Source organism: Enterobacter sp. PTB, from assembly GCF_051130085.1.
Taxonomy (GTDB): Bacteria; Pseudomonadota; Gammaproteobacteria; order Enterobacterales; family Enterobacteriaceae; genus Enterobacter; species Enterobacter ludwigii.
Genome location: NZ_JBDKEE010000001.1, coordinates 291069 through 306489 on the forward strand (window position 1 = coordinate 291069; position 15421 = coordinate 306489).

Here is a 15421-nt window from a genome sequence, read left to right on the forward strand (position 1 = left end):
AGTTGTTGTTACGACAATCACTCCCGATCGACCACGCGCTATTGATGCGTTAAATGCATCAGTCCATGTATTAATTGCGCTTATAAATTTGGGGTTCTTGATCCAGTTTTCAGAAACAGACGAGCAAAACGTCAACAATAAACTGGAGATAACCATGTTTTCCTCAACCTCACCTGCAACCGTTCGCTCGAAAGCGGGCGCGATACTTCGCGTGACGTCCGGCAACTTTCTCGAGCAATTCGACTTCTTTCTCTTCGGCTTTTATGCGACCTACATCGCGCACACCTTTTTCCCGGCGAGCAGTGAATTTGCTTCCCTGATGATGACGTTTGCCGTCTTTGGCGCAGGATTTTTAATGCGCCCCATCGGGGCAATCGTACTGGGTGCCTATATCGACAAGGTTGGACGCAGAAAAGGACTCATCGTGACCCTGTCGATTATGGCGGCGGGTACCTTCCTGATCGTGCTTATTCCGTCTTATCACAGCATAGGTCTGTGGGCACCGTTACTGGTTCTGACTGGCCGACTGTTGCAGGGGTTTTCTGCCGGAGCGGAGCTGGGTGGCGTATCGGTCTATCTGGCAGAAATTGCCACGCCCGGCCGCAAAGGTTTTTACACCAGCTGGCAGTCCGGCAGCCAGCAGGTCGCTATTATGGTTGCGGCAGCCATGGGGTTTGCGCTGAATGCGCTGATGGCAGAGAGCGCCATTCGTGAATGGGGCTGGCGTATCCCGTTCCTGGTCGGTTGTTTAATCGTACCGTTTATCTTTTTCCTGCGCCGCAAGCTGGAGGAGACAGAGGAATTCAACGCACGCCGCCATCATCTGGAGATGCATCAGGTCTTTAAAACCCTGCTCGGTAACTGGCAGGTGGTCATTGCCGGCATGCTGATGGTGGCAATGACCACCACGGCCTTTTATCTGATCACCGTTTACGCGCCGACTTTCGGGAAAAAAGTGCTGATGCTCAGCGCCTCGGACAGCCTGCTGGTCACGCTTCTGGTGGCAATTTCCAACTTTATCTGGCTGCCGGTAGGCGGTGCGCTATCGGACCGCTTTGGGCGTAAACCGGTGCTTATCGCCATGACGCTGCTGGCTCTGGCGACGAGCTACCCGGCACTGACGCTGCTGGCGCAGGCACCGAGCTTCTCAATGATGCTGAGCGTCCTGCTGTGGCTCTCTTTCCTCTATGGCCTGTACAACGGTGCGATGATCCCGGCGCTCACGGAGATCATGCCTTCTGAAGTTCGCGTGGCGGGTTTCTCTCTGGCCTACAGTCTGGCAACGGCGGTATTTGGGGGGTTCACGCCGGTAATGTCTACCGCGCTGATTGAATATACCGGGGATAAAGCCTCTCCCGGCTACTGGATGAGTTTCGCCGCGGTATGCGCCCTGCTGGCAACGCTCTACCTGTACCGTCGTCGTGCAGTGACGCTGCAAAATACCGTGAAATCAGAGGGGGCGGCATGAGACTGATTCCTCGACTGACCACCAGCGCGTTGATACTGACCGTCCTGAGCTTTAGTGCCTCAGCGAAAGAGGTGACGGTCATGATCTCAGGCGGTTTCAAAGCCGCCCTTGAAAAGCTGGCACCGGAATATGAACGCCAGACCGGAGATAACATTGTGCTCATTCCCGGCCCGTCTATGGGAACGACTCCGCAGGCAATTCCTAACCGGCTTGCGCGTGGGGAAAAAGCCGACGTGGTGATCATGGTGGGCGATGCGCTGGCAACACTTGAAAAGGACAACCTGACTCAGCCTGGCTCGCGCACGGAACTTGCGGACTCCCCTGTCGGTATGGTGGTAAAAAAAGGCGCAGACGTCCCGGATATCAGTAACGAGGCAAAACTTCGCCATACGCTGCTTCAGGCGGAGTCCATCGCCTACTCCGACAGCGCCAGCGGCAGATACGTCAGCCAGACGCTGTTCAAAACGCTGGGGATTGAAAAAGAGGCGATGGGTAAAGCAACGAAGGTTGAGCGCATCCCCGTCGCCGAAGAAGTGGCGAAAGGGAAATACGCGGTAGGTTTCCAGCAGGTCAGCGAACTGCTGCCGATTCCAGGGGTGACGTTTGTTGGCAAACTCCCGGACAACCTGCAATACATCACCCGCTTTGCTGGCGCCGTGACCCGCCACGCCGACCATCCTGGCGAAGGGAAAGCGCTGCTGGATTACCTTTCCTCGACACAGTCCAGCGCCGTGATTCGCGACACGGGGATGAGCCCCGTCACGTCCCGCGGTACTGCTCAGTAATGTGTTTTTCCAGTTCAGCCGCAATGTAAGACTGGATGCGCCCCCGGCGTCGAATCAGCCCCACAGTGCGTTTCACCTCCGGTGCCACGAGCGGGACAGACGTCAGTAGCGAGTGCTCTGACGTCGGCATCGACATAGCGGGCACGGCAGCAATGCCGATGCCAGCCTCTACCATACCGAGCATCGTGGTCACATGGCGCGTTTCGCAAACGCTGGGACGCTCAGGCACGATATCCCCCAGCATCCGGTCGAGCAGGTTACGATTGCCTGACGTTTTGTCGAGGATGATATAGTCCTGCTGATAAAACGCCTGCCACGTCAGGTGAGTCTTTTTTGCCAGCGGATGATCGCGCCTGCACGCGGCGACATAGCTATCTTCTACAAGGGGGAAAAACTCGATTTCAGAGGGCAAACTCCCGGCGAAACAGATCCCGAAATCCGCCTGGCTACGGGCAACCGCGTCAATGACATTCCCCGCGCTACTGTCGATGAGCTTAATCCGGACACGCGGATAACGGGACTGAAAGCGACGAATAACATCCGGCATAAAGTAATAGGCCGCAGACGGTACCGTAGCGACGGTAATCAGCCCGGTCCGCTCTTCACTCACTTTATCAATATCAGCCAGCATGGACTCAACGTTATCGAGCAACTGCGCTGAACGTTCAGCAAAGTTCTGCCCGTACAGTGTCAGAGCCACGTGGCGGGTGGTCCGGTCAAACAGCTTCGCTCCCAGCGCCGCCTCCAGTTTTTCAATCCTGCGGCTCAGTGCTGACGGGGACAAACAGATAGATTCAGCAGCAACCCGAAAGTTGCCGTATTCCACTAACGCTCTGAAAGCATAAAGATCGTTAAGGTCAAAATTTACGGGCATAGCGTCTGAATGTCCTGTCTGGCAATACGAACGAAAGTCAAAAATAATAGCGGCTTATTGTCCAGCCGCAACCGGTGAAGCACCGAAATCCCTTAAGGAGTTGGTTTTCACGCTGACCATAATGGGGTAAGTGTCATAAGATTAGGCTTCGACTGAGTTCACAAAATGAAGGTGATACCAGCAAACCGCTATCCACCGTTACGTACGAAGTGATAGTTTATCCAGGCTGGAATTGAAGCAATGACCGAATGTCTGGCATTTTAACAGAACCTTACCTTCCCCTTTTGTTCAAGTGACGAGTTTGCGAGCAAAGCGATGATTAAGTGGCCCTGGAAAACGAATGACGCTGGCCGAAATATGGCGCTGCCGTGGGATGAAGCGCTGGCGATCCCTGTTCTGGCTAATCTTCAGCCGGATGAACAATCAAAACTGGTTCAACTGGCGGATCGCTTTTTGCAGCAAAAACGTCTGGTTCCGCTGCAGGGCTTCGAGCTGGATCCCCTGAAAAACGCGCGTATCGCCCTGCTTTTCTGTCTGCCGGTACTGGAACTCGGTATTGAATGGCTGGATGGCTTCCATGAAGTACTCATTTACCCCGCACCGTTTGTGGTGGACGATGAATGGCAGGACGATTTCGGCCTGGTGCATAACCAGCGGGTGGTGCAGTCCGGGCAAAGCTGGCAGCAAGGACCGATCATCCTGAACTGGCTTGATATTCAGGACTCCTTCGACGCATCAGGCTTTAACCTGATCATTCACGAAGTGGCGCATAAGCTGGATACCCGCAACGGGGATCGTGCCAGCGGTGTACCGCTGATCCCGCTTCGTGAGGTTGCAGGTTGGGAACACGATCTGCATGCGGCAATGGATAATATCCAGGATGAGATAGATCTGGTGGGCGAAAGTGCCGCCAGCATCGATGCCTATGCGGCAACCGATCCTGCGGAGTGCTTTGCGGTGCTGTCAGAATATTTCTTTAGCGCGCCTGAGCTTTTCGCACCCCGTTTCCCGGCCCTGTGGCAACGGTTCTGTCAGTTTTATCAGCAAGACCCTCTGCTGCGTCTGCGGCAAAATGAGGATCCTGCCGGCAATTCATCTCACCAGCTCCATTAAGACGGGTCGACATGGGTACGATTGACCGCCCGTACCCATAGGCTCATCACCAGAAACATCAGCGCCATCACCCAGGCGGCCTGCGTTAAAAATACCTCGCCGAATAAACGCGTGACGACAGGCACCAGCAGCGCACTCAGGCCGTAGCCCAGCGTGTGGCTGGTGGCAATAACTCCCGCCCCTTTTCCGGTGGTCAGCCGTTCATTCAGCAGCAGCTGGTATCCCGGCGTCGCCATGGCGGCTCCCAGCGATGTCATGACAATCCCCACGTAGAACAACACCAGACCGGCAATACACATTAGCCCCAGTCCCGTCACCATCAGTACCGCGGCCAGGCAGAGCAATGTCACCGGGCTGAAATGCTGCGGACGGACCACCAGAAATTGTGCAGCGAGCGTTGCCAGCGCGGCCAGGCTCAGCAGCAGCGCGACATGATGACTCACCTCTCGCGGGTTACCGTCCAGCAGAGGGCTGAGATGCGGTGACAGGCCAAGCTGCATCAGGCTCACCAGTGCGGCCAGAAGCAACGCCAGCACAAGGTACGGCAGCATTGAAACCTGCACACGCGTCGCCTGATGCGCGACCGGCGGCAGCGGCGGATCGGCGACCTCTCGAAGGACCAGCAGGAGAGCGATAAACGGTGCAATCGCCATCAACCAGAGGGGAGCCACCGGATTGACGCTGAGCATCATCGCCGCCAGCGGCGGCCCCAGCAGACGACCGCAACTGAGGCCGGAGCTTATGGTCGCCAGCGCGGCCATGCGTTTATCCAGACCCGCGCGCTGAATGGCCCATGTCTGAGCCGCGGGCACCAGCCCTGAGACGGTCAGGCCGTACAGCGTACGCGAGAGGATCAGGCCCGCCAGCCCCCAGACAGCACTCATCATCCCGCTTGCCATCGCCCAGACCACCAGCGCCATCACAGCGAAACTTGCAAGATAGCCACTTAGCGAGGCCAGCATCACGACCTTGCAGCCGTGTCGCTCGCTCTGACGCCCCCACCAGGGCGATGCGGGTAAAAAGAGCATGGAGCCGAACATTAACAGCCCCGCCCAGACGGAGAGCGATAACCCGGTCAGGGTGACCAGTTGCGGCAGCATGACCAGCAAACCGTTTTGCCCAATACCTAACAATCCGGCGCATAACGCCAGTGGCCAGTTCGCTTTCGGGGTGAGGTTTTCCGTCAGTGTTTCAGGGTAAGTGCGCATGAGAATGTGAACATAGTGTCAATAAATGTGTGGAAATCATGAAGTTTATGAAAACAAATATTGCAAAAATAGTTGCGACTGTAAACAGAATGCATATCATAACGATAATTATTATCAATCATGGAATGAGGTACACCTATGCGTACTCTGCCCCGCTCCGCCGGTACAGACGTTGCGGCCCAGTGTTTTTTGAACGCCCTGTTGCGTGAAACGAAGGACTGGCGCTATCTCCCCGCTACCGTTGCGGCTGAGCTATCGCAGATTCATATTCCGCTCTCTTCAACCCAGGCCATTCGGGTTCCGGTACGCTATTTCTCACCGACTCAGCATCATCAGTATCACTTTCCGGCGATGCTTATCCAGCGCGATAGCGATAGCGGTGACGCCGTCACTTTCACGCAACTGATTGACTTAATTCTGGAAAAACCTTCAGTTAAAGGCTCACTCGACACCGAAACGCTGGCTCGCTTTAAGCAACGCGCCCTTGAAAGCCATGCCCACACCTGGCAGGCCATCGATTTGCGCCACAACTGGGCAAACCTGCGTGACAAACCGCTGAATTTTGCGCAAGCAGAACAGGCGCTGCTGGTGGGGCATGCGTTTCACCCGGCCCCCAAATCTCACGAGCCGTTTAACGAAAGTGAAGCGCGCCGCTATTTGCCTGATTTTGCCTCCCGCTTCCCGCTGCGCTGGTTTGCGGTTAAGCGTGAATTGATTGCCGGCGACAGCCTGGCCGTCTCTCTTCGCGAACGCCTGCTGCGCTTCGCAGCGCAGAGTGCCCCTGAGCTCCTCGGTCACTTCACCGATACCTGCTGGCTGCTGCCGATGCATCCGTGGCAGGCCGAGCATCTGCTGGGTCAGGCCTGGTGCCAGCGTCTTGTGGCTAACGGCGACCTGCAGGATTTGGGCGAAGCGGGCGCGCAGTGGCTGCCCACCAGCTCCTCGCGCTCGCTGTACAGCGAAACCAACAGCGACATGATCAAGTTTTCCCTCAGCGTGCGCCTGACCAACTCCGTGCGCACGCTGTCAGTGAAAGAGGTTAAACGCGGTATGCGCCTGGCGCGTCTGGCTAAGACAGCGCGCTGGCAGACCTTACAGGCACGCTACCCGACCCTGCGAGTTATGCAGGAAGACGGCTGGGCGGGGCTGCGTGATGAAAATGGCGTCATCCAGGAAGAGAGCCTGATGGCCCTTCGCGTGAACCTGCTGTTCGGGACGCCAGACAACCAGACCAACGTACTGGTGAGTCTGACGCAGGCGGCACCGGACGGAGGTGACAGTCTGCTGGTTGCGGCGGTACGTCGTCTGAGCCAGCGCCTGGATTTACCCCTTGCCGAGGCTGCGCGCTGCTGGGTGCAGGCGTATTGCGATCGCGTCTTACTTCCGCTGTTTAGCGCGGAAGCGGATTACGGCCTGGTTCTGCTGGCGCACCAGCAAAATATCCTCGTTGAGATGCAGCAGGATTTCCCCGTCGGGCTGATCTACCGCGATTGTCAGGGCAGCGCCTGGACTGAAGGGGCCGATGAATGGCTAAAAGAGGCGGGTGAACATGATGTGGAAAACCGTTTTGGCGAAAGCCAGCTGCTGCGCTACTTCCCCTACTACCTGCTGCTGAACTCAACGCTTGCCGTGACTGCCGCCCTCGCCGCCGCCGGTTTCGACAGCGAAGAGAGCCTGATGGCGCAGGTGCGTGACGCACTGGTCGAATTACGCAAAACAGCGAAACAGACCCGCTGCCTCGACTACGTGCTCGACAGCCCAACCTGGAACTGTAAAGGCAACTTTTTCTGCTATCTGCACGATCGCAACGAAAACACCATCGCCGATCCGGCAGTGATCTATTTCGACTTTAGCAACCCGTTTTACAAGGAGAAGGCGTGATGGCAAACGCGAATATCGTCCATTCTGGCTATGGCTTTCGCTGCACCGCAACGGAGAACACTCTCCCCCTGACGTTAGGTCTCGACGGCAGCGCAGTGCTTGAGCGCGTGGGTGGTATCCCGGAAGGCTGGTTAGTCGACGCGCTGGATCAGCTGTTTATCGCCGCACCGGCACTGACCGGCGTCACGCTCCCCTGGTCCGCCTGGCAGGATGAACCGCAGGCGCAGGCGCTGTTTACGCTTGCCAGCGGAGATTATCTGGCGCGCGAAACGTTCTGGCAGTTACCCCTGTGGCTGCAGGGAGAACGGCCCCAGAACCACGGCGGCATGCAGTTCGATGAAAGCCGTCAGCTTTACTTCCCGCTGCGCCCTCACCGCCCGCAAGGTGAAGTCTATCGCCGTTACGACCCGCAGATTAAACGCATCCTGAGTTTCCGCGTGGCCGATGTGGCGCAGGACGGCGAACGTTTCACCCGCTGGATGAACACCCCACGCGTTAACGCCTTCTGGGAGATGGCCGGCCCGCAGGCGGAGCAGGAAAATTACCTGCACCGTCAGCTCGACTCGACCTATTGTTATCCGCTTATCGGCTGCTTTGATGACCAGCCGTTCGGCTACTTTGAAATTTACTGGGCGGCGGAAGACCGTATTGGCCGTCACTATCGCTGGCAGCCGTTTGACCGCGGCCTGCACATGCTGGTTGGGGAAGAAAACTGGCGCGGCGCGCAGTATATCCGCAGCTGGCTGCGCGGTCTGAGCCATTATCTGTGGCTGGATGAGCCACGCACAACACGCATCGTTGCCGAGCCGCGTTTCGACAACCAGCGCCTGTTCCGCCATCTTTCGTCTGCCGGTTTCGAAACCGTGAAAGAGTTCGACTTCCCGCATAAACGCTCGCGCCTCATCATGAACCAGCGTCACCGCTTCTTCAGCGAGGTGGGACTGTGAACGTGTACTGGCAGAAAGTGAACCGCGACATGGTGGCGAAGATCCTCGCCGAACTGGAATATGAACGCACCCTGAGCGCCCGGCAGCTGGCAGACAATCGCTGGCAAATCACCATGGGCGCGGAGACCTGGCAGTTCCAGGCCACGCGCGGGATCTGGGGCTGGCTGCATATCGACCCCGCGAGCCTGACCACCGTCAGCGGTAAGGCAGTGGACGCAGAAACTGCACTGCTGCAGCTTGCTACGGTACTGGAGATGAGCGACGCGCAGACCGCGGAGCATCTGGAAGATCTCTATGCCACGCTGCGGGGTGATATTCAGCTGTTACAGGCGCGCGAAACGCTGGATGCTGATGCGCTCATTCATCTCGACCCGGACGAATTACAGTGCCTGATGAGCGGCCATCCTAAGTTTATCTTTAACAAGGGACGCCGCGGCTGGGGGCTGGATGCGCTACGCCAGTATGCTCCGGAATACCGTGGCCGTTTTCGCCTGCACTGGGTCGCCGTGCAACGTGCGCACCTGGTCTGGAGCAGCGATGTTGATTGCGATATCAATACCCTGCTGGCGAGCGCCATGGATAACGCCGAGCGCGCCCGGTTTGATGCCCGCTGGCAGGCGCTGGATCTTGATGATAACTGGCTGCCCGTGCCGCTGCATCCGTGGCAGTGGCAACAAAAGATTGCTGTCCATTTCCTGGCGCAACTCGCGCGCGGCGAAATGGTTGCGCTGGGCGAGTTTGGCGACGAGTACCTGGCGCAACAATCGTTGCGTACCCTCACCAATGCCAGCCGCCGTGTGCCGTTTGACATCAAGCTGCCGCTGACCATTTACAACACCTCCTGCTATCGCGGTATTCCGGGTAAGTACATTGCCGCTGGCCCGCTGGCCTCACGCTGGTTACAGCAGCAGTTCGCCAGCGATGCCACGCTTATTCGCTGTGGCGCGCAGGTGCTTGGCGAGCCCGCGGCCGGGTATCTTTCCCACCCGGGTTACGCCGCGCTGCCGAAAGCGCCTTACCGCTATCAGGAGATGCTGGGGGTTATCTGGCGCGAAAATCCGTCCTGTTATCTTCAGCAGGGTGAAGAAGCGGTGCTGATGGCTGCGTTGATGGAGAGCGATAACGCCGGACGCCCCTTGATTGACGCATGGATCGCCCAATCCGGTTTGACCGCTGAAGCCTGGCTGGAAAAGCTCTTTGACGCGACGGTCATCCCCTTCTATCACCTGCTCTGCCGCTACGGCGTGGCGCTTATCGCCCACGGCCAGAACGTGACGCTGGTGATGAAAGACGCCATCCCGCAACGCATCCTGCTGAAAGATTTCCAGGGGGACATGCGCCTGGTGGATGAAGATTTCCCGCAGGCAGCAAGCCTGCCTGAACAGGTGAAGTCCGTCACGGCGCGCCTGAGTGCGGATTACATCATTCACGATCTGCAAACCGGTAATTTTGTCACGGTGCTGCGGTTTATTTCACGCCTTACCCTGCAAAGCGGCGTCAGCGAAACCCGTTTCTACCAGATCCTGGCCGAGGTATTGCGCCGCTATATGGCCGCGCATCCCGATCTCGCCGAACGCTTTGCGAAGTTTGATCTGTTTAAGCCGCAAATTATTCGCGTGATCCTCAACCCGGTCAAACTGACCTTCTCCGAACACGACGGCGGCAGCCGCATGTTGCCGAACTATGTCACCGATCTTGATAACCCTCTTTTTCTGGTCTCCCAGGAGTCAGCGCAATGAAAACGTATGATTTCATCGGCATTGGTATTGGCCCGTTTAACCTCAGCATCGCCGCACTGGCTGAAGGACTGGACGGTTTTAGTTCGCTGTTTCTTGAACGTAAGCCGCATTTCTCCTGGCACCCTGGCATGATGGTGCCGGACTGCCATATGCAAACCAGCTTCCTGAAAGATCTGGTGAGCGCCGTGGAGCCCACCAATCGCCACAGTTTTCTTAACTATCTGGTGCAGCGTAAAAAGTTCTATCGTTTTTTGACCACCGAGCAGCGTACCGTCTCTCGCGAAGAGTTTGCCGATTACCTGTGCTGGGCCGCGGAAAATCTCACCAACCTGTCCTTCAGCCAGCAGGTACAGCAGGTCAGTTTTGATGAAAAAAACGGTCTGTTCGACGTGGTGACTCAGCGCGAGCGCTTCCTGGCGCGTCACGTCTGCGTGGGAATTGGCAAACAGATTAACCTGCCTGACTGCGCTCCGGCGCAGGATGACAGCTGCTTCCACGCCAGCGAGATGATGCTGCGCACGCCGGACTTAGCGGGCAAGCGCGTCACCGTCGTCGGCGGAGGTCAGAGTGGTGCAGATCTGTTTCTGAATATCTTCCGCGGGGAGTGGGGTCAGCCACTGAGCCTGAACTGGGTTTCCCGACGCAACAATTATAACGCGCTGGATGAAGCGGCTTTCGCCAACGAGTATTTCACACCGGAATATGTAGACAGCTTCTCCACGCTTGGCGAAGAGGCGCGTCGTCAGATGCTGCACGAGCAGAAGATGACCTCCGACGGCATCACCACGGAGTCTCTGCTGGCGATTTATCGCGCCATGTATCACCGCTTCGAAGTGCTTCGGGAAAAACCGTGGGCACACCTCCTGCCCTCTCGCTCGGTCACCGCGATCGCGCAGCAGGAGAACGGTAAGCGCCTGACGTTACAGCATCACCTTGACGGCGGCCGTGAACAACTCGATACCGACGTGGTGATTTTCGCGACCGGCTATCGCACCGTGCAGCCTGCGTTTCTGGCACCGCTCTCCCATCGCCTGCGTCTGGACGCCGACGAAACCTTCTGCATCAACAATGATTTCACCCTTGAATGGGACGGTCCGCAGAGCAACCGCCTGTTCGCCGTGAATGCCGGGATGCACCGTCTTGGCATTGCCGAACCCCAGCTCAGCCTGATGGCCTGGCGCGCCGCGCGAATTCTGAATCGCGCGCACGACGACGAGCCGTTTGAGCTGGCCACCACCCCTGGCGTGATCCACTGGCGTAGCACTCCCCGCCCGGACAGCAGCCAGGTTTATCAATCTTTAGCAAGAACCACCGAGTACTGACACACACATTCAGGAACTACATAACAATGAAACGTTCTCATCTTTGGGTTTTAAATCCTTGCTTGCTTGCAATGCTTTCTACCTCTGCGTGGGCGGAAGAACAAAAGGAAGAAAATATTGTTGTCTCCGCCAGCCGCGCGCACCGCAGCGTGGCGGAGATGGCGCAGACTACCTGGGTTATTGAGCGTGCTGAGATTGAACAGCAGGTTCAGGGTGGAAAAGAGATTAAAGAAGTCCTGGCGCAGTTGATCCCGGGCATGGACGTCAGCAGCCAGGGCCGCACCAACTACGGTATGAACCTGCGCGGTCGTTCCATGATGGTGATGGTGGATGGCGTGCGTCTTAACTCCTCCCGCAGCGACAGCCGCCAGCTCGACTCCATCGATCCGTTCAACATTGACCGTATCGAAGTGATCTCCGGCGCCACGTCCCTCTACGGCGGCGGCAGTACCGGCGGCCTGGTGAACATCGTCACCAAAAAAGGCCAGCCTGATACCGAAGTGGAGTTCCAGACCGGAGCAAAGAGTGGCTTTAACAGCCATAACGATCACGATGAGAACGTGTCAGCCGCGGTGAGCGGCGGCAACGACAATGCCTCTGGCCGGTTGTCAGTATCGTATCAGCGCTACGGCGGCTGGTACGACGGCAAAGGCAACGAGGTGATTATTGATAACACCCAGACCGGATTACAGTATTCCGACCGTCTGGATGTGATGGGAACAGGCACCCTCAACATCGACGATCACCAGCAGCTGCAGCTTACGACTCAATACTACAAGAGCGAGTCCGACGGGAAGCACGGCCTGTTCCTTGGGGAAAACTTCTCCGCGGTTACGGGTGATGCCAAAGCCTACAATAAAGGCAACCTGAACTCTGACCGCCTGCCGGGCACAGAGCGGCATCTGATTAACCTGCAGTACTCCAACACCGATTTCTGGGGCCAGGATCTGGTCGCACAGATTTACTATCGTGACGAAAGCCTGACCTACTACCCGTTCCCGACACTGACCAAAGGCGTGGTGAGCAGCATCGGTGCGTCGCAGCAGAAAACCGATTTTTACGGCGGCAAGCTGACGCTGAACAGCAAACCGATGGATGATTTAACGCTGACCTGGGGTGTGGATGCTGACCACGAAACCTTCGACGCTAACCAGCAGTTCTTCAATCTGGACAAAGCGGCAGCAAGCGGCGGTATGGATCTGGAGAACGCCTATAACGTGGGCCGTTACCCGGGTTACAGCATTACCAACCTCGCCCCGTTCCTGCAGGCCAGCTACGACATTGATGCCATTACCCTGAGCGGCGGCGTGCGCTATCAGTACACCGAAAACAAGGTGGATGACTTCGTAGGTTATACCCAGCAACAGGCCATCGCTAACGGGAAAGCCACATCGGCTGATGCGGTACCGGGCGGGAAAACCAATTACAACAACTTCCTGTTCAACGCCGGGATCCTTGGCCGCCTGACCGAACAGCAGCAGCTGTGGTTTAACTTCTCCCAGGGCTTCGAAATTCCGGACCTGGCGAAGTACTACGGCTCCGGTACCTACCAGCTTGTCGACGGGCACTATCGCCTGCTGAACAGCGTGAACGTGAACGACTCGACGCTGGACGGCATTAAGGTTAACGCGTATGAGCTGGGATGGCGCTACACCGGCGACAACCTGCGCACGCAGGTTGCGGCGTATTACTCGCTCTCGGACAAAACCATCACCATCAACAAAACGGACATGACCATCAACCTGGAAGACGACAAACGTCGTATCTACGGGATTGAAGGCCAGGTGGACTATTTCTTCACCGACAGCGACTGGAGCACCGGCGCGAACTTTAACGCCATTAAGTCTGAAACCCGCGAAAACGGTAAATGGGAGAAGCTGACGGTAGACAGCGCCAGCCCGTCGAAAGCCAGCGCCTGGGTCAACTGGGCACCGGGCGACTGGACCCTGCGCGTGCAGAGTACGCAGACCTTTGACGTGTCAGATGCCGACGGTAAGAAGATCGATGGCTATAACACGGTCGACTTCCTGGGCAGCTACGACCTGCCGGTGGGTAAAGTGAGCTTCAGCGTGGAAAACGTGCTGGACAAAGACTACACCACCGCCTGGGGTCAGCGTGCGCCGGGGCTGTATAGCCCAACCTACGGTGCACCAGGTCTGTATACTTATAAAGGCCGTGGCCGTACGTTTGGTCTGAACTACTCCGTACTGTTCTAATCCTGCGCGCCGCCTGCGGGCGGCGCAATTTGCTGTGTAATTTCAGCACAAATTTGCTATAAAATCAGCGATTTGCTGAAATTGTCGGCAAACGAACGAAAAGTGCGTTTTCCCCCTTTGACAAGACGAACTGAGGTCGATACTATGCGCCTCGTTCACACGATTCCTCTGTAGTTCAGTCGGTAGAACGGCGGACTGTTAATCCGTATGTCACTGGTTCGAGTCCAGTCAGAGGAGCCAATTTAAAGAAACCAGATGTCTACTGACGTCTGGTTTTTTGCTTTCTATCAATTGGTTAATCCTTCTAGCTTGTCTACTCACGTCTAGTAAAAAACACTCGAAGCTACACCCTTTTGCTGGTAAAGCTGGTTCGGTTTTTCTTTTACCAGCATCCAGGGGTAACCGCCATGCCACTTACTGATACTAAAGTAAAAAATGCTAAACCCGCTTAAAAGCCCGTTAAGCTCACTGGTGGGTTCGGCCTCTACCTTCTGGTACATCCTAACGGTTCAAAGTACTGGCAGTTGGGTTATCGCTTTGAAGCGAAACAAAAGGTGTTTTCCATAGGTGTCTACCCTGCCGTTTCTCTGGCAGACGCAAGGCAACGCCGCGACGAAGACAAAAAGCTTTTAGCATCAGGAGTTGATCCCAGCGCTAAAAAACAGGCTGACAACAAAACCACGATGGAAAAGCGTAACAATACCCGCGCTTTTAAAACCGTTGCAAAAAGCTGGTTTGCAACCAAAACTAACTGGTCAGAAGATTATCAGCGCTCAGTCTGGACTCGTCTTGAAACTTACCTGTTTCCTGATATCGGTAACAAAGATATAGGTGAGTTAGATACGGGTGATCTTTTGGTTCCAATCAAGAAGATTGAAACACTCGGTTATCTTGAAATCGCTATGCGTGTAAAACAGTACGCTACCGCTATCCTACGATATGCTGTTCAGCAAAAGATAATCCGCTTCAATCCTGCCTATGATCTGGAAGGTGCAGTACAGAAGCCACAGACAGAACATCGACCTGCAATTGAACTGGAAGATATACCAGCACTTCTGGAACGTATTGATGGTTATCAGGGACTTAGCAGGCTCACGTTACTGGCGATCAAGCTCAATCCCCTGACGTTTGTGCGTTCCAGTGAACTACGATTCGCCAGATGGTCAGAAATCGATTTTAAGGGTGGGCTTTGGGTCATCCCGGAACAGCGTGAAGCAATTGAGGGCATTAAGCATTCTGCTCGTGGTGCTAAAATGCGAAGGAAACATTACGTGCCACTGTGTAATCAGGCTCTAATCATTATTGAAGAGATAAAGACGCTGACTTATGGCGTAAACAATGATAACGATTTTATCTTTACGGGCTGTTATGACGCGATGAAGCCTATGAGTGAAAACACAATCAACAAGGCGCTACGTAAAATGGGCTATAAAACCAAAACCGACTTGTGCGGTCATGGTTTCCGTACCCTAGCTTGTAGTGCTCTGATTGAATCAGGTATCTGGTCAGAAGATGTTGTTGAACTTCAAATGAGCCATATGGAAAAGAACAATGTCCGTGCAGCCTACACACATAAGGCCAAACATCTTGAACAGCGCCGCTTAATGTTACAATGGTGGGCTGATTTTCTCGATGCAAATAAGAATTCTATAGTAAGACCGTTTGATTTCGCAACTAATAAAAATCATTAGAATAATGATAACGGGAAGGCCCCTCTATAAGGGGCTAAATGGTAAAGAAAAATTAATAATAAAATCCAGCAATGACATTCAAGCAAAAAATGTTAATACTGAATATTAAATTTAATTCCTGCCGCACCCGGTGGGTTTGTCCAACCCTTCACAGACCAAAACAAGTTTTAGTCAGTT

10 protein-coding genes, 1 tRNA gene and 1 pseudogene are annotated in these 15421 nt (G+C 55.5%); 10 read left to right on the forward strand and 2 right to left on the reverse strand.

Going from position 1 to position 15421, the window contains the following annotated elements:
- Nucleotides 1-154: 154 nt before the first annotated feature.
- Together AAIR21_RS01480 and AAIR21_RS01485 are read left to right on the forward strand one after the other, a co-directional pair.
- Nucleotides 155-1468 carry an MFS transporter gene (locus tag AAIR21_RS01480; protein WP_032680672.1) on the forward strand — a complete coding sequence of 438 codons (1314 nt, stop codon included), beginning with the start codon at nucleotides 155-157 and terminating at the stop codon, nucleotides 1466-1468.
- The gene (locus AAIR21_RS01485) at nucleotides 1465-2253 is read left to right on the forward strand and encodes a substrate-binding domain-containing protein (RefSeq protein WP_113656035.1); all 789 of its coding nucleotides are present in this window, start codon (nucleotides 1465-1467) and stop codon (nucleotides 2251-2253) included. Before AAIR21_RS01480 ends, AAIR21_RS01485 begins: the two co-directional genes overlap by 4 nt.
- On the opposite strand, the gene AAIR21_RS01490 is transcribed toward AAIR21_RS01485, so the two are convergent.
- Nucleotides 2228-3127, reverse strand: a complete 900-nt coding sequence (locus AAIR21_RS01490) for a LysR family transcriptional regulator (RefSeq protein WP_040017852.1) — start codon at nucleotides 3125-3127, stop codon at nucleotides 2228-2230. The two genes, AAIR21_RS01485 and AAIR21_RS01490, sit on opposite strands and share 26 nt — an antisense overlap.
- A 315-nt stretch (nucleotides 3128-3442) precedes the next feature.
- Between AAIR21_RS01490 and mtfA the strand changes: the two genes are divergently transcribed.
- Nucleotides 3443-4240 (forward strand): DgsA anti-repressor MtfA, encoded by a 798-nt coding sequence (gene mtfA, locus AAIR21_RS01495; RefSeq protein WP_014170764.1) that lies wholly within the window; start codon nucleotides 3443-3445, stop codon nucleotides 4238-4240.
- Here the strand turns inward: mtfA and AAIR21_RS01500 are convergent.
- Nucleotides 4237-5448, reverse strand: coding sequence for an MFS transporter (locus tag AAIR21_RS01500; RefSeq protein ID WP_176587147.1), 1212 nt, complete (start codon nucleotides 5446-5448; stop codon nucleotides 4237-4239). The genes mtfA and AAIR21_RS01500 overlap by 4 nt on opposite strands.
- A 138-nt stretch (nucleotides 5449-5586) precedes the next feature.
- Between AAIR21_RS01500 and AAIR21_RS01505 the strand changes: the two genes are divergently transcribed.
- The 7 genes and pseudogenes from AAIR21_RS01505 (at nucleotide 5587) to AAIR21_RS01535 (ending at nucleotide 15244) form a co-directional block, all read left to right on the forward strand.
- Entirely contained in the window at nucleotides 5587-7329 is a 1743-nt protein-coding gene (locus AAIR21_RS01505) for an IucA/IucC family protein (protein ID WP_183516173.1), read from the forward strand.
- Complete coding sequence (locus AAIR21_RS01510) at nucleotides 7329-8276, forward strand: GNAT family N-acetyltransferase (protein WP_032680665.1); 948 nt, start codon at nucleotides 7329-7331, stop codon at nucleotides 8274-8276. The genes AAIR21_RS01505 and AAIR21_RS01510 overlap by 1 nt, the downstream gene beginning before the upstream one ends.
- A complete protein-coding gene (gene iucC, locus AAIR21_RS01515) occupies nucleotides 8273-10015 on the forward strand; it encodes an aerobactin synthase IucC (RefSeq protein ID WP_320206078.1) in 1743 nt (580 codons plus the stop codon). The genes AAIR21_RS01510 and iucC overlap by 4 nt, the downstream gene beginning before the upstream one ends.
- The gene (locus AAIR21_RS01520) at nucleotides 10012-11337 is read left to right on the forward strand and encodes a lysine N(6)-hydroxylase/L-ornithine N(5)-oxygenase family protein (RefSeq protein ID WP_183516172.1); all 1326 of its coding nucleotides are present in this window, start codon (nucleotides 10012-10014) and stop codon (nucleotides 11335-11337) included. The genes iucC and AAIR21_RS01520 overlap by 4 nt, the downstream gene beginning before the upstream one ends.
- A gap of 26 nt (nucleotides 11338-11363) precedes the next feature.
- On the forward strand, nucleotides 11364-13553 hold the full coding sequence (locus AAIR21_RS01525) for a TonB-dependent siderophore receptor (protein WP_014170770.1): 2190 nt from the start codon (nucleotides 11364-11366) through the stop codon (nucleotides 13551-13553).
- 164 nt (nucleotides 13554-13717) lie between these two features.
- A tRNA-Asn gene (locus tag AAIR21_RS01530) sits at nucleotides 13718-13793 on the forward strand.
- A 167-nt stretch (nucleotides 13794-13960) separates the two neighbouring features.
- Nucleotides 13961-15244, forward strand: a pseudogene (locus tag AAIR21_RS01535) (tyrosine-type recombinase/integrase).
- Nucleotides 15245-15421: the final 177 nt, after the last annotated feature.

Bases quoted from the DNA above. Each gene is read 5' to 3' on its own strand.
- AAIR21_RS01480 (WP_032680672.1), top strand. From the start codon at position 155: ATGTTTTCCTCAACCTCACCTGCAACCGTTCGCTCGAAAGCGGGCGCG.
- AAIR21_RS01485 (WP_113656035.1), top strand. From the start codon at position 1,465: ATGAGACTGATTCCTCGACTGACCACCAGCGCGTTGATACTGACCGTC.
- AAIR21_RS01490 (WP_040017852.1), bottom strand. From the start codon at position 3,127: ATGCCCGTAAATTTTGACCTTAACGATCTTTATGCTTTCAGAGCGTTA.
- mtfA (WP_014170764.1), top strand. From the start codon at position 3,443: ATGATTAAGTGGCCCTGGAAAACGAATGACGCTGGCCGAAATATGGCG.
- AAIR21_RS01500 (WP_176587147.1), bottom strand. From the start codon at position 5,448: ATGCGCACTTACCCTGAAACACTGACGGAAAACCTCACCCCGAAAGCG.
- AAIR21_RS01505 (WP_183516173.1), top strand. From the start codon at position 5,587: ATGCGTACTCTGCCCCGCTCCGCCGGTACAGACGTTGCGGCCCAGTGT.
- AAIR21_RS01510 (WP_032680665.1), top strand. From the start codon at position 7,329: ATGGCAAACGCGAATATCGTCCATTCTGGCTATGGCTTTCGCTGCACC.
- AAIR21_RS01520 (WP_183516172.1), top strand. From the start codon at position 10,012: ATGAAAACGTATGATTTCATCGGCATTGGTATTGGCCCGTTTAACCTC.
- AAIR21_RS01525 (WP_014170770.1), top strand. From the start codon at position 11,364: ATGAAACGTTCTCATCTTTGGGTTTTAAATCCTTGCTTGCTTGCAATG.